Source organism: Enterobacter sp. C4G1 (assembly GCF_052886895.1).
On record NZ_JBQVVV010000002.1, the window covers coordinates 63,958 to 78,555 of the forward strand.

Here is a 14,598-nt window from a genome sequence, read left to right on the forward strand (position 1 = left end):
GTTGCCTGTGATTCATACGGAAACACAGCGCAATTATCAGGGGAATTGCCTGGGTAAAACTCTCCAGAGAACAATCCTTATACCGGGAAGTACTGCAACCCGCAGCCCGCTAACTGCCTGAAAGATCAATACGTCTTACGCCATTGCTGCGTGGATGATCGGTCAGACAAAATTGGTCATTCCGTCAGTATCCTTACTTAACCAGGATTTAACACGGAAAACGGCCTCATTATTCCACTGCTCGCCGGGTTATAGCAAGATGACTTTTACCAATTATCACCCGGTTACTCACAGTTTCTCCACTTCAGCGAAGCGATTGGTCTAATATCCACCAAATCGATTGCGCACGAAGAAAGCGTGCCGGATAAAAGTAAATATAAGCATAGAAAAATGAGTGGCGCTAATGCGTGACGATATTTAGAATCGCCAACCATGAAAACAGAGACTCCAGCCGTAAAAATGGTTGCCATCGCCGATGATGAAGCGGGGCAACGTATCGATAACTTTTTGCGTACCCAACTGAAAGGCGTACCAAAGAGTATGATTTATCGCATCTTGCGTAAGGGCGAGGTGCGGGTGAACAAAAAACGCGTGAAACCTGAATATAAACTCGAAGCGGGCGATGAAGTCCGTATTCCGCCGGTACGTGTTGCTGAGCGTGAAGAAGAGGCGGTTTCACCAAAATTGCAGAAAGTCGCGGCCCTTAGCGATGTAATTTTATATGAAGACGATCACATTCTGGTGCTGAACAAGCCATCGGGCACGGCGGTACACGGCGGCAGTGGTCTGAGTTTTGGCGTGATTGAAGGTCTGCGCGCCTTGCGTCCGGAAGCTCGTTTCCTTGAGCTGGTGCATCGCCTCGACCGCGACACCTCTGGCGTGTTACTGGTAGCGAAAAAGCGCTCCGCGTTGCGTTCCCTGCACGAGCAGTTGCGTGATAAAGGAATGCAGAAGGATTACCTGGCGCTGGTGCGTGGTCAGTGGCAATCCCATGTGAAAGTGGTTCAGGCACCATTGTTGAAAAATATCTTGCAAAGCGGTGAGCGTATTGTTCGCGTTAACCAGGAAGGCAAGCCGTCTGAGACGCGTTTTAAAGTCGAAGAGCGCTTTGAGTTTGCCACCCTGGTACGCTGTAGCCCGGTGACGGGCCGTACGCACCAGATCCGCGTGCATACGCAATATGCCGGGCATCCTATCGCATTTGACGACCGTTACGGTGACAGGGAGTTCGACAAACAGCTGGCTGGCACCGGGTTAACGCGCCTGTTCCTCCATGCCGCCGCGCTGAAGTTCACCCATCCGGGGACGGGTGAGGTGATGCGTGTTGAAGCGCCGCTGGACGACCAGCTGAAACGCTGCCTCAAAGTTCTGCGCGGCTAAGGTAAAAGTAAAACGGCAACGAAGTTGTCGTTTTTAATGTTTGCACCCTCTCCCTGTGGGTGAGGGCATCGGGCCGCAACGGTTAAATCAAGCACTGAGCGGATTTAACGCCTCACGTCTTAGCATCTGGCAAAGCGCAATCAACGGTAAACCGACCAGCGTGTTAGGGTCGCGGCCTTCCAGTCTTTCGAACAACGCAATTCCCAACCCTTCACTTTTGAAACTGCCTGCGCAGTTCAGCGGCCGTTCTTTACGTACGTAATCCACAATCTCTTGCTCGCTGAGATGGCGGAAGTGCACATCGAAAGGCTCGCATTCGGTTTGCAGATGACCAGAGGCCGAGTTATACAGCGCCAGGCCCGTATAAAAGGTTACGATATTGCCGCGTGCGCTCATCAGTTGCTGGATGGCATTCTCTTCGGTATGCGGTTTTCCGGTGATCACACCTTCAAGTACGCAAACCTGATCGGAGCCTATAATCAAATGGGCAGGGTAACGTGCAGCCAGAGACTGAGCTTTTTCCTGCGCCAGACGGGTAACCAGATGCCGTGGCGACTCACCGGATTGTGGTGTTTCGTTAACGGCTGGTGCGGCACATTCAAACGGGATACCGAGTTTTTCCAGCAACATTCGACGGTAGGGTGAAGTGGAGGCGAGAACGAGATTTGGCATATTTTTATCACCAGATATAGCGTATCGATGCCAGCCATTTTAAACTACAGGCCGCAATGTGTGCGAATAATTGGCAAAAGGCAGCCCTGGTTGCCTTTTTCTTTGACTATATGACGTTACAAAGTTAATATGCGCGCCCTATGCAAAAGGTAAAATTACCCCTGACTCTTGATCCGGTTCGTACGGCTCAGAAACGCCTCGATTACGAAGGAATCTATTCTTCCGATCAGGCAGAGCGTATCGCCGAATCCGTAGTCAGTGTGGACAGTGATGTAGAATGCTCCATGTCGTTCGCTATCGATAACCAGCGCCTTGCCGTTTTAACCGGTGATGCAAAGGTTACGGTAACGCTCGCGTGTCAGCGTTGCGGGAAACCGTTTGTACAGCATGTTCACACAACGTATTGTTTTAGTCCGGTTCGTTCTGACGAACAGGCTGAAGCACTCCCGGAAGCGTATGAGCCGATTGAGGTTAACGAATTCGGTGAAATCGATCTTCTGGCTCTGGTTGAAGATGAAGTCATCCTCTCCTTGCCAGTCGTTCCGGTGCATGATTCTGAACACTGTGAAGTGTCCGAGGCGGACATGGTCTTTGGGGAATTGCCTGATGAAGCGCAAAAACCAAACCCATTTGCCGTATTAGCCAGCTTAAAGCGTAAGTAATTGAGGAGTAAGGTCCATGGCCGTACAACAGAATAAACCAACCCGTTCCAAACGTGGCATGCGTCGTTCCCATGACGCGCTGACCGCAGTTACCAGCCTGTCTGTAGACAAGACTTCTGGTGAGAAACACCTGCGTCACCACATCACTGCTGACGGTTTCTACCGTGGCCGCAAGGTAATCACTAAGTAATTACGCGCAAGCGTGATGAAGCTTAGTGAGGATTTCCCCAGGCAACTGGGGAAACACCAAACCAGGCAGTGACGACACCTTGACACGTCTAACCCTGGCGTTAGATGTCATGGGGGGCGATTTTGGCCCTTCTGTGACAGTGCCTGCAGCATTGCAGGCACTGAATTCTAATTCGCAACTCACACTTCTTTTAGTCGGTAATCCCGACACAATCACGCCATTACTTGCAAAAGCTGACTTCGAACAACGTTCGCGTCTGCAGATTATTCCTGCGCAGTCAGTTATTGCCAGTGATGCCCGGCCATCGCAGGCTATTCGCAATAGCCGTGGCAGCTCTATGCGAATAGCGCTGGAGCTGGTGAAAGAAGGGCGAGCACAGGCTTGCGTCAGTGCCGGGAATACCGGTGCGCTGATGGGGCTGTCGAAATTATTGCTCAAGCCGATAGAGGGCATTGAGCGTCCGGCGCTGGTGACGGTGTTACCGCATCAGCAAAAGGGCAAAACGGTAGTGCTGGATCTGGGCGCTAACGTTGATTGTGATAGTACAATGCTGGCTCAGTTTGCCGTCATGGGATCGGTGCTGGCAGAAGAGGTTGTCGGGATCAACAATCCCCGTGTTGCGTTACTGAATATTGGTGAAGAAGAGACAAAAGGTCTGGATAACATTCGCGAAGCAGCTGAATTGTTAAAACAGGTGCCTTCTATCAACTATATTGGTTATCTCGAAGCCAATGAGTTGCTCACCGGCAAAACTGATGTGCTGGTGTGCGACGGGTTCACCGGTAACGTAACGTTAAAAACCATGGAAGGGGTTGTTCGAATGTTCCTTTCGCTGCTCAAATCACAGGGCGAAGGGAAAAAAAGGTCCTGGTGGCTGATTTTATTAAAGCGTTGGTTACAAAAAAGCCTGACGCGGCGATTCAGTCACCTCAACCCCGACCAGTATAATGGCGCCTGTCTGTTAGGATTGCGCGGTATCGTGATTAAGAGTCACGGTGCGGCCAATCAGCGAGCTTTTTCCGTCGCGATTGAACAGGCAGTGCAGGCGGTGCAGCGACAAGTCCCACAGCGGATTGCCGCTCGCCTGGAATCTGTATTAGCTAAAAGTGACTGAGCGTACATGTATACGAAGATTATAGGTACCGGCAGCTACCTGCCAAAACAAGTGCGAACCAACGCCGATCTGGAAAAAATGGTAGATACGTCTGACGAGTGGATTGTCACGCGCACAGGTATCCGTGAACGTCGTATTGCCGCGCCAGACGAAACCGTTGCCACTATGGGCTATGAAGCTGCACAACGTGCGCTTGAAATGGCTGGTATTGATAAAGAACAGATTGGTTTGATCGTGGTCGCAACAACGTCCGCGACGCACGCCTTCCCAAGTGCCGCATGTCAGATTCAAAACATGCTGGGCATTAAAGGTTGCCCGGCATTTGATGTCGCCGCGGCCTGTGCAGGTTTCACCTATGCACTGAGCGTTGCCGATCAATATGTTAAATCCGGTGCAGTGAAGCACGCGCTGGTTATCGGCGCTGACGTGCTGGCACGCACCTGCAACCCTGAAGATCGCGGGACCATTATCATTTTCGGCGATGGCGCGGGTGCGGTACTGCTTGGGCAGTCCGAAGAGCCGGGTATCATCTCCACGCATTTACATGCTGACGGTAGCTACGGCGAGCTGTTAACTCTGCCTAACGCGGATCGCGTTAATCCTGACAACTCCATCTACCTGACCATGGCGGGTAATGAAGTGTTCAAAGTGGCAGTGACCGAACTGGCTCACATTGTCGATGAAACGCTGGAAGCGAACAATCTTGAACGCTCCGCGCTCGACTGGCTGGTTCCGCATCAGGCGAACCTGCGCATTATCAGCGCAACAGCGAAAAAGCTGGGCATGTCGATGGATAACGTTGTGGTGACCCTGGATCGTCACGGCAACACCTCTGCGGCGTCGGTACCCTGCGCATTTGATGAAGCGGTACGCGATGGACGAATCAAACGGGGCCAGTTGGTCTTGCTTGAAGCCTTTGGTGGCGGGTTCACCTGGGGTTCCGCGCTGGTTCGTTTCTAGTATAAGGATTAAAAAGATGACGCAATTTGCTTTTGTGTTCCCGGGACAGGGTTCTCAAACCGTTGGGATGTTGTCTGAAATGGCAGCAAACTATCCGGTAATCGAAGAGACTTTCCGTGAAGCTTCTGATGCACTGGGTTATGATCTGTGGGCATTGACTCAGCAGGGTCCTGCTGAAGAGCTGAACAAAACCTGGCAGACGCAGCCAGCACTGCTGAGCGCATCCGTTGCGCTGTGGCGTGTATGGCAGCAGCAGGGCGGTAAAGCGCCAGCGCTGCTCGCGGGTCATAGCCTTGGCGAATACTCTGCACTGGTCTGTGCAGGTGTGATTGCATTTTCCGATGCAGTACGTCTGGTTGAACTGCGTGGTAAGTTCATGCAGGAAGCGGTACCAGAAGGCACGGGTGGCATGTCTGCGATTATCGGTCTTGATGATGCGTCTATCGCCAAAGCATGTGAAGAATCAGCAGAAGGTCAGGTTGTTTCTCCGGTCAACTTCAACTCGCCAGGCCAGGTGGTTATCGCCGGTCATAAAGAAGCGGTTGAACGTGCGGGTGCTGCCTGTAAAGCTGCGGGCGCGAAGCGTGCTCTGCCACTGCCAGTCAGCGTGCCGTCACACTGTGCGCTGATGAAGCCAGCTGCCGACAAACTGGCGGTTGAGCTGGAAAAAATCACCTTTAACGCACCGACGATTTCCGTTGTGAACAACGTCGATGTGAAATGCGAAACTACGCCGGAAGCTATCCGTAATGCGCTGGTTCGTCAGCTTTATAGCCCGGTACAGTGGACCAAAACCGTTGAGTTTATGGCCTCACAGGGCGTTGAGCATCTGTATGAAGTCGGTCCTGGTAAGGTCCTCACCGGTCTGACAAAACGTATTGTTGACACCCTGACTGCCTCGGCGATTAACGAGCCGGAAGCGATGTCAGCGGCACTCTCGCAATAAAAGAGGAATACCATGAGTTTTGAAGGAAAAATCGCACTGGTCACCGGCGCAAGCCGCGGTATCGGGCGCGCAATTGCTGAAACACTGGTTGCGCGTGGCGCGAAAGTGATTGGTACAGCAACCAGCGAGAATGGCGCTAAAGCCATCAGCGAATATCTGGGTGAAAACGGTAAAGGTCTGGTACTGAATGTGACCGAACCGGCATCTATCGAATCTGTTCTGGAAAATATTCGCGCAGAGTTTGGCGAAGTGGATATTCTGGTAAATAATGCCGGGATCACTCGCGACAACCTGCTGATGCGAATGAAAGATGATGAGTGGAACGATATTATCGAAACCAACCTGTCATCTGTATTCCGTCTGTCAAAAGCGGTAATGCGCGCTATGATGAAAAAGCGTCATGGTCGTATTATCACTGTTGGTTCTGTGGTTGGTACCATGGGAAATGCTGGTCAGGCTAACTACGCTGCGGCGAAAGCAGGCCTGATCGGTTTCAGTAAGTCGTTGGCACGTGAAGTTGCGTCCCGCGGTATTACTGTAAACGTTGTTGCTCCGGGCTTTATTGAAACGGACATGACGCGTGCGCTGACAGATGATCAGCGTGCGGGTACACTGGCAGCAGTTCCTGCGGGCCGTCTTGGCGACCCTAAAGAAATTGCCAGTGCGGTTGCATTTTTAGCCTCTGACGAAGCGGGTTACATCACTGGTGAGACCCTCCACGTCAACGGCGGGATGTATATGGTTTAATCACGATCGAAAATATTTGCGTTATTAGGGCGAATGGCCTCAAAATAACGTAAAATCGTGGTAAGACCTGCCGGGATTTAGTTGCAAATTTTTCAACATTTTATACACTACGAAAACCATCGCGAAAGCGAGTTTTGATAGGAAATTTAAGAGTATGAGCACTATCGAAGAACGCGTTAAGAAAATTATCGGCGAACAGCTGGGCGTTAAGCAGGAAGAAGTTGTGAACTCCGCTTCCTTCGTTGAAGACCTGGGCGCAGATTCTCTTGACACCGTTGAGCTGGTAATGGCTCTGGAAGAAGAGTTTGATACTGAGATTCCGGACGAAGAAGCTGAGAAAATCACCACCGTTCAGGCTGCCATTGATTACATCAACGGTCACCAGGCGTAAGTGAACATCTCCAGGCGGTCATTCGACCGCCTGAGTTTTATCTTTTTTAGTCCCACGAATCCCTTTTTATCCCTCCCTGGAGGACAAACGTGTCTAAGCGTCGTGTAGTTGTGACCGGACTTGGCATGTTGTCTCCTGTCGGCAATACCGTAGAGTCCACCTGGAAAGCTCTCCTTGCCGGTCAGAGCGGCATCAGCCTAATCGACCATTTCGATACTAGCGCCTATGCAACGAAATTTGCTGGCTTAGTAAAGGATTTTAACTGTGAAGAGATCATCTCGCGCAAAGAACAGCGCAAGATGGATGCCTTCATTCAATATGGAATTGTCGCTGGCGTTCAGGCCATGCAGGATTCTGGCCTTGTCATTACGGAAGAGAACGCAACCCGCATTGGTGCCGCTATTGGCTCCGGGATTGGCGGTCTTGGCCTAATCGAGGAAAACCACACTTCTCTGATGAACGGTGGCCCGCGTAAGATTAGCCCATTCTTCGTTCCGTCAACGATTGTTAACATGGTGGCAGGTCACCTGACCATTATGTTCGGGCTGCGTGGCCCAAGCATTTCCATTGCTACTGCCTGTACGTCTGGTGTGCATAACATCGGTCAGGCTGCGCGCATTATCGCTTATGGCGATGCCGATGCGATGGTAGCGGGCGGTGCTGAAAAAGCCAGTACCCCACTGGGTGTTGGTGGTTTTGGTGCAGCGCGTGCGTTGTCTACCCGTAACGAAAATCCTCAGGCGGCGAGCCGTCCGTGGGATAAAGACCGTGATGGTTTCGTGCTGGGTGACGGTGCCGGTATGATCGTACTGGAAGAGTACGAACACGCGAAAAAACGTGGCGCTAAAATCTATGCTGAAGTCGTTGGCTTTGGTATGAGTAGCGATGCTTACCACATGACGTCACCTCCAGAGAACGGTGCAGGTGCTGCGCTGGCGATGGAAAATGCGATTCGTGATGCAGGTATTACTCCTGCACAGATTGGCTACGTCAATGCGCACGGTACGTCCACTCCGGCAGGCGATAAAGCAGAAACTCAGGCTGTTAAGTCTATCTTCGGTGAATCTGCCAGCCGCGTAATGGTGAGCTCGACGAAATCCATGACCGGTCACCTGTTAGGTGCGGCGGGTGCAGTAGAGTCTATCTACTCTATCCTTGCGCTGCGCGATCAGGCTGTTCCGCCAACCATCAACCTGGATAACCCGGATGAAGGTTGCGATCTGGACTTCGTTCCGCACGAAGCGCGCCAGGTTAGCGGCATGGAGTACACCCTGTGTAACTCCTTCGGTTTTGGTGGTACTAACGGTTCCCTGATCTTTAAAAAGGTCTGAGCCTGACTGCCTGATGGCGATAAAAAGGTCCGCTTGTCGGACCTTTTTTATTCGGTTTTATCCCCTTGTCCTATTTTATTCACCTTGCCAGACTGAACGACCACGCATAAGGAGCCAGCATGTTTCTAATTAATGGCCTTGAGCAGGACACGCTTCCTGCAAGCGACAGGGCGACTCAGTTTGGTGATGGTTGCTTCACCACGGCACGTATTCTTCAGGGCGAGGTCTGTTTTCTTGCAGAGCATATCCGTCGGTTACAGGGTGCCTGTGAAAAACTGCTGATCCCGTTTGCCGCATGGGACACCCTGGCTGATGAGATGGTTCAGTTGGCGGCAGGACACGCCAGTGGCGTACTGAAAGTGATCATCAGCCGTGGCAGCGGTGGACGGGGCTACAGCGGCACGAGCTGCCAGCATCCGACACGGATCCTCAGCGTTTCTGCTTATCCTTCACATTATGCGCGCTGGCGTCAGGATGGCATCACGCTTCAATTAAGTCCGATACGTCTTGGGCGAAACCCTGCGCTTGCCGGAATAAAACACCTGAATCGTCTTGAGCAGGTCTTGATCCGTGCTCATCTTGAGCAGTCAGAAGCCGATGAGGCGCTGGTCCTTGACAGCGAAGGGCTCATTACTGAATGCTGTGCGGCTAATTTATTCTGGCGGCGGGGCAGTGATGTCTTCACGCCGAAGCTTGATCAGGCTGGCGTAAATGGCATCATGCGCCAGTTTTGTATGCAGCAGCTGGCACACTCTGGTTTTCGCGTTGTCGAAGTTAACGCAGCTGAGGATGCGCTGTTAGCGGCAGATGAAGTCGTTGTCTGTAACGCACTGATGCCAGTTGTACCTGTTCGCGCCTGCGGCCAGCAACGCTGGTCATCGCGCGAGCTGTATCATTATTTAGCCCCGTTATGTGAGCAAACCAGAACGTCATGAAGAAAATGTTGCGCTTTATCCTGCTCCTGGTTGTTGTGCTGGCTGTTGCTGGCGGAGCCGGAGTGTGGAAGGTTCGTCAACTGGCGGACAGTAAAATCCTGATTAAAGAAGAGACAATATTTACCCTTAAAGCAGGAACCGGACGTCTGGCGCTCGGCGAACAGCTTTACGGCGATAAAGTGATTAATCGCCCTCGGGTGTTCCAGTGGCTGCTGCGCGTTGAGCCTGACCTGTCGCATTTTAAAGCAGGCACGTATCGCCTGACGCCAGGCATGACGGTCAGAGAAATGCTGCAATTACTCGAAAGCGGCAAAGAGGCACAATTCCCGCTGCGCTTTGTCGAGGGGATGCGTCTGAGCGACTATCTCAAACAGCTGCGCGATGCGCCTTACATCAAACATACCCTGAAAGATGATAGCTACCAGACGGTGGCTGAGGTGCTGAAACTCGAACACCCTGAATGGGTTGAAGGCTGGTTTTGGCCGGATACCTGGATGTATACCGCCGGGACTACTGATGTTTCCATCCTGAAGCGTGCGCACAAAAAAATGGTTACTGCCGTTGATGCTGCCTGGGAAGGGCGCGTAGATGGGCTGCCTTATAAAGATCAGAACCAGTTCGTGACCATGGCCTCTATCATCGAAAAAGAGACGGCGGTTGCTGCAGAGCGTGACCAGGTGGCATCGGTGTTTATCAACCGACTGCGCATCGGGATGCGGCTGCAAACCGATCCTACGGTGATTTACGGCATGGGTGAGAATTACACCGGTAAGATATCGAGAAAAGACCTGGAAACGCCGACCGCGTATAATACCTACGTGATTAGCGGATTACCGCCAGGCCCAATTGCCACACCGAGCGAAGCCTCACTTAACGCGGCGGCTCATCCGGCAAAAACACCTTATCTCTATTTTGTGGCTGATGGAAAAGGCGGGCATACTTTTAATACTAACCTTGCCAGCCACAATCGCTCTGTTCAGGACTATCTGAAGGCACTTAAGGAAAAAAATGCGCAGTAAATACATTGTTATTGAGGGACTGGAAGGCGCAGGTAAAACGACCGCGCGTAATCTGGTGGTGGATACACTCAAAACGCTGGGTATCGGGGATATGGTGTTCACCCGCGAGCCGGGCGGCACGCAGCTGGCGGAAAAACTGCGAAGCCTGGTGCTGGATATCAAATCGGTTGGTGACGAAATCATCACAGATAAAGCCGAAGTTCTGATGTTTTATGCCGCGCGCGTTCAGTTGGTTGAAACCGTTATCAAACCTGCACTGGCCGAAGGCAAATGGGTGATTGGCGATCGTCACGATCTGTCGACTCAGGCTTATCAGGGCGGTGGTCGGGGTATCGACCAGACGATGTTAGCCACGCTGCGCGATGCGGTGCTGGGTAACTTCCGCCCGGATCTGACGCTCTATCTGGATGTCACCCCTGAAGTAGGCCTGAAACGCGCCCGTGCGCGTGGCGAGCTGGACCGCATTGAACAGGAGTCGCTGGATTTCTTCAACCGTACTCGCGCGCGCTATCTGGAGCTTGCCGGGCAGGACAGTTCCATTCGCACAATTGATGCTACCCAGTCACTCGATGACGTGGCGCGCTCTATTCGTGAAACGGTGACCCAGTGGGTACAGGAGCAGCAGGCATGAAATGGTATCCATGGTTGCGCCCACACTTTGAGCAGCTGATTAACAGCTATCAGGCTGGTCGGGGGCATCATGCGTTACTGATTCAGGCGTTGCCGGGCATGGGTGATGACGCGCTGATTTACGCGATCACCCGTTTTTTGATGTGCCAGCAGCCAGAAGGGCACAAAAGCTGCGGTAAATGCCGGGGCTGCCAGCTGATGCAGGCGGGTACCCATCCTGATTACTACACCCTGGAGCCAGAAAAAGGCAAAACGACCCTCGGTATTGATGCTGTGCGTGAGGTCAGTGAAAAACTGTACGAACATGCGCGACTGGGCGGGGCAAAAGTAGTCTGGCTGAAAGATGCGGCGTTACTCACCGAGGCAGCGGCAAACGCACTGCTGAAAACGCTTGAAGAACCCCCGGAGAAGACCTGGTTCTTTATGTCATGCCGTGAACCGGGGCGATTGCTGGCAACATTGCGTAGCCGCTGTCGTCTTCATCATCTCTCTGTACCGCAAGAATCCTGGGCGTTAAGCTGGCTTGAACGTGAAGTGACAACGTCACAAGAAGCAGCCCTCACCGCATTGCGCTTATGCAGCGGTGCGCCGGCGGCAGCACTGGCACTGCTGCAACCTGATAGCTGGTCACAGCGTGAGGCTCTTTGCCGTGCCATGGCGTCAGCACTGGATAGCCGCGACTGGCTGAGTTTACTGGCTGTTCTGAACCATGACCAGGCGGCTGAGCGCTTGCACTGGCTGGCGTCAATGCTGCTGGATGCGCTGAAATGTCAGCAGGGCGCAACATTGCTGTCCAACGTGGATGCCTGGGGGCTTATCAATACGCTGGCCAACCGTCTTTCGGGCAATATGCTGCGTGCTATCCTTCATGATGTCTGCCAGAGCCGTGAACAACTCTTAACCGTAACCGGTCTTAATCGCGAGCTTTTACTAACGGACCAGTTACTGCGTATCGAACATTACCTGCAACCAGGCACACCGCTGCCTGTTTCCCATCTCTGAGAGAGACATTATGTTTTTAGTCGACTCACACTGCCATCTTGATGGCCTGGATTACCAATCCCTGCATAAAAACGTGGACGATGTGCTGGCGAAAGCCGCCGCCCGCGATGTGAAATTCTGCCTGGCGGTGGCAACCACGTTGCCGGGCTATCGCACCATGCGCGAGCTGGTGGGTGTCCGCGATAACGTTGTATTTTCCTGCGGCGTGCACCCACTGAATCAGGATGAAGAGTACGACGTTGAGGACTTACGTCGTCTTGCGGCGGAAGAGGGTGTTGTCGCGATGGGCGAGACGGGGCTGGACTATTTCTACACACCTGAAACTAAACCCCGCCAGCAGGAATCTTTCCGTAACCACATCCGCATTGGCCGCGAGCTGAACAAGCCGGTTATCGTGCATACGCGTGATGCACGAGCCGATACGCTGGCGATCCTCCAGGAAGAAAACGTGACGGATTGTGGTGGCGTACTACACTGTTTCACAGAAGACAGAGAAACGGCGGGTAAGCTGCTTGATTTAGGTTTTTATATCTCGTTTTCTGGGATCGTGACGTTTCGTAACGCAGAGCAGCTTCGTGATGCTGCGCGCTATGTCCCTCTCGATCGCATTCTGGTGGAAACAGACTCTCCTTATCTGGCACCGGTGCCGCATCGCGGCAAAGAGAATCAACCTGCCATGACGAGAGATGTGGCTGAGTATATGGCCGTTCTGAAGGGTGTCAGCATTGATGAGCTGGCTCGCGTCACGACGGATAACTTCGCAAATCTGTTCCACATCGACCCCGCCCGCCTGCAATCTGTTTGATACACCTGTTTTTTTTAGGCTCGTAATTAATAAATAAAGCGAGTAAAGTTCACCGCCTCATTTGGGGCAGTGACGGTGTTTTTAGACACATCCAGAAATGCTTTTTGTAAAAAACTGAAAGTTTTTGGTCTGCCTTGAGCTGAAACGTGATAGCCGTCAAACAAACCCAGAGGGATTTATTTTACTCTGTGTAATAAATAAAGGGCGCTTAGATGTCCTGTCCACGGCGCGGTACTCCCCCCGGGCCAATGCGTGAAAACGTAAAAAAAGCACAAATACTCAGGAGCACTCTCAATTATGTTTAAGAATGCATTTGCTAACCTGCAAAAGGTCGGTAAATCGCTGATGCTGCCAGTATCCGTACTGCCTATCGCAGGTATCCTGCTGGGTGTCGGTTCTGCTAACTTCAGCTGGCTGCCAGCCGTAGTTTCCCACGTGATGGCCGAAGCAGGCGGCTCTGTTTTTGCTAACATGCCGCTGATCTTCGCTATCGGTGTTGCTCTGGGCTTCACCAATAACGATGGCGTATCTGCGCTGGCCGCAGTTGTAGCCTACGGCATCATGGTGAAAACCATGGCTGTGGTTGCACCACTGGTCCTGCATTTACCTGCTGAAGAGATCGCAGCGAAACACCTGGCTGATACCGGTGTTCTCGGTGGGATCATCTCCGGTGCGATTGCAGCGTACATGTTTAACCGCTTCTATCGCATCAAGCTGCCTGAGTATCTGGGCTTCTTCGCGGGCAAGCGTTTCGTTCCGATCATTTCTGGTCTGGCAGCGATTTTCACTGGCGTGATCTTGTCCTTCATTTGGCCACCGATCGGCTCTGCAATCCAGACCTTCTCTCAGTGGGCTGCTTACCAGAACCCGGTTGTGGCATTCGGTATCTACGGCTTCGTTGAACGCTGCCTGGTACCATTTGGTCTGCACCACATCTGGAACGTTCCATTCCAGATGCAGATTGGTGAATTCACCAACGCAGCAGGTCAGGTGTTCCACGGTGATATCCCACGTTACATGGCAGGTGACCCAACCGCAGGCAAACTGTCTGGTGGCTTCCTGTTCAAAATGTACGGCCTGCCGGCTGCTGCGATTGCAATCTGGCACTCTGCTAAACCAGAGAACCGTGCAAAAGTGGGCGGTATCATGATCTCCGCAGCGTTGACCTCGTTCCTGACCGGTATCACCGAGCCGATCGAGTTCTCCTTCATGTTCGTTGCGCCGATCCTGTACATCATTCACGCGGTACTGGCTGGTCTGGCATTCCCAATCTGTATCCTGCTGGGTATGCGTGATGGTACGTCCTTCTCTCACGGCCTGATCGACTTTATCGTTCTGTCCGGTAACAGCAGCAAACTGTGGCTGTTCCCAATCGTTGGTGCGTGCTACGCCGTTGTTTACTACACCATCTTCCGTGTGCTTATCAAAGCACTGGACCTGAAAACTCCAGGTCGTGAAGATGTGTCTGAAGACAACAAAGCAACAGCTACCAGCGAAATGGCTCCGGCTCTGGTTGCAGCGTTCGGCGGCAAAGAAAACATCACTAACCTGGACGCGTGTATCACTCGTCTGCGTGTGAGTGTTGCCGACGTAGCCAAAGTTGACCAGCCTGGTCTGAAAAAACTTGGCGCAGCGGGCGTTGTTGTTGCAGGTTCCGGTGTTCAGGCAATCTTCGGTACTAAATCCGATAACCTGAAAACCGAAATGGATGAATACATCCGCGGCAACTAAGTTGTGACTGGGGAGACTAAGGCAGCCGACTGGCTGCCTTTTTTATTGCTTGTGCGCCGGGGTGCGAAAAACGGGCACAACAA

At 52.4% G+C, this 14,598-nt stretch carries 16 protein-coding genes; 15 read left to right on the top strand and 1 reads right to left on the bottom strand.

What is annotated here, in order from left to right:
* The first annotated feature begins 432 nt into the window (after nt 1–432).
* Entirely contained in the window at nt 433–1,380 is a 948-nt protein-coding gene (gene rluC / locus ACT9TW_RS14095; protein ID WP_446492769.1) for a 23S rRNA pseudouridine(955/2504/2580) synthase RluC, read from the top strand.
* An 87-nt stretch (nt 1,381–1,467) separates the two neighbouring features.
* Here rluC and ACT9TW_RS14100 read toward each other — a convergent pair whose 3' ends face one another.
* Entirely contained in the window at nt 1,468–2,052 is a 585-nt protein-coding gene (locus ACT9TW_RS14100) for a Maf family protein (protein WP_446492770.1), read from the bottom strand.
* A 140-nt stretch (nt 2,053–2,192) separates the two neighbouring features.
* On the opposite strand from ACT9TW_RS14100, the gene yceD reads away from it, so the two are divergent.
* From yceD to ptsG, 14 genes are all read left to right on the top strand, one after another.
* Nucleotides 2,193–2,714, top strand: a complete 522-nt coding sequence (yceD, locus tag ACT9TW_RS14105) for a 23S rRNA accumulation protein YceD (RefSeq protein ID WP_182060462.1) — start codon at nt 2,193–2,195, stop codon at nt 2,712–2,714.
* 16 nt (nt 2,715–2,730) lie between these two features.
* Nucleotides 2,731–2,904: a 50S ribosomal protein L32 gene (gene rpmF / locus ACT9TW_RS14110; protein ID WP_003857964.1), complete on the top strand. Its 174-nt coding sequence runs from the start codon at nt 2,731–2,733 to the stop codon at nt 2,902–2,904.
* Nucleotides 2,905–2,983: 79 nt separating this feature from the next.
* Entirely contained in the window at nt 2,984–4,018 is a 1,035-nt protein-coding gene (gene plsX, locus ACT9TW_RS14115) for a phosphate acyltransferase PlsX (RefSeq protein ID WP_182060463.1), read from the top strand.
* 6 nt (nt 4,019–4,024) lie between these two features.
* Nucleotides 4,025–4,978 carry a beta-ketoacyl-ACP synthase III gene (locus tag ACT9TW_RS14120; RefSeq protein WP_182060464.1) on the top strand — a complete coding sequence of 318 codons (954 nt, stop codon included), beginning with the start codon at nt 4,025–4,027 and terminating at the stop codon, nt 4,976–4,978.
* 16 nt (nt 4,979–4,994) lie between these two features.
* Nucleotides 4,995–5,924 carry an ACP S-malonyltransferase gene (fabD, locus tag ACT9TW_RS14125; protein ID WP_315688317.1) on the top strand — a complete coding sequence of 310 codons (930 nt, stop codon included), beginning with the start codon at nt 4,995–4,997 and terminating at the stop codon, nt 5,922–5,924.
* 12 nt (nt 5,925–5,936) lie between these two features.
* Nucleotides 5,937–6,671 (top strand): 3-oxoacyl-ACP reductase FabG, encoded by a 735-nt coding sequence (fabG, locus tag ACT9TW_RS14130; RefSeq protein WP_014069787.1) that lies wholly within the window; start codon nt 5,937–5,939, stop codon nt 6,669–6,671.
* Nucleotides 6,672–6,825: 154 nt separating this feature from the next.
* Nucleotides 6,826–7,062 (top strand): acyl carrier protein, encoded by a 237-nt coding sequence (acpP, locus tag ACT9TW_RS14135; protein WP_003857954.1) that lies wholly within the window; start codon nt 6,826–6,828, stop codon nt 7,060–7,062.
* Nucleotides 7,063–7,151: 89 nt separating this feature from the next.
* Nucleotides 7,152–8,393, top strand: coding sequence for a beta-ketoacyl-ACP synthase II (fabF, locus tag ACT9TW_RS14140; protein WP_182060466.1), 1,242 nt, complete (start codon nt 7,152–7,154; stop codon nt 8,391–8,393).
* Nucleotides 8,394–8,512: 119 nt separating this feature from the next.
* Complete coding sequence (gene pabC, locus ACT9TW_RS14145) at nt 8,513–9,328, top strand: aminodeoxychorismate lyase (protein WP_446492771.1); 816 nt, start codon at nt 8,513–8,515, stop codon at nt 9,326–9,328.
* Nucleotides 9,325–10,347, top strand: a complete 1,023-nt coding sequence (yceG, locus tag ACT9TW_RS14150; RefSeq protein WP_446492772.1) for a cell division protein YceG — start codon at nt 9,325–9,327, stop codon at nt 10,345–10,347. Before pabC ends, yceG begins: the two co-directional genes overlap by 4 nt.
* A complete protein-coding gene (gene tmk / locus ACT9TW_RS14155; RefSeq protein WP_182060469.1) occupies nt 10,337–10,978 on the top strand; it encodes a dTMP kinase in 642 nt (213 codons plus the stop codon). Before yceG ends, tmk begins: the two co-directional genes overlap by 11 nt.
* Nucleotides 10,975–11,979, top strand: a complete 1,005-nt coding sequence (gene holB / locus ACT9TW_RS14160) for a DNA polymerase III subunit delta' (protein ID WP_446492773.1) — start codon at nt 10,975–10,977, stop codon at nt 11,977–11,979. The genes tmk and holB overlap by 4 nt, the downstream gene beginning before the upstream one ends.
* Before the next feature lie 10 nt (nt 11,980–11,989).
* Nucleotides 11,990–12,784, top strand: coding sequence for a metal-dependent hydrolase (locus ACT9TW_RS14165; protein ID WP_446492774.1), 795 nt, complete (start codon nt 11,990–11,992; stop codon nt 12,782–12,784).
* Between the two features lie 297 nt (nt 12,785–13,081).
* Complete coding sequence (ptsG, locus tag ACT9TW_RS14170; protein ID WP_182060472.1) at nt 13,082–14,515, top strand: PTS glucose transporter subunit IIBC; 1,434 nt, start codon at nt 13,082–13,084, stop codon at nt 14,513–14,515.
* Nucleotides 14,516–14,598 lie beyond the last annotated feature (83 nt).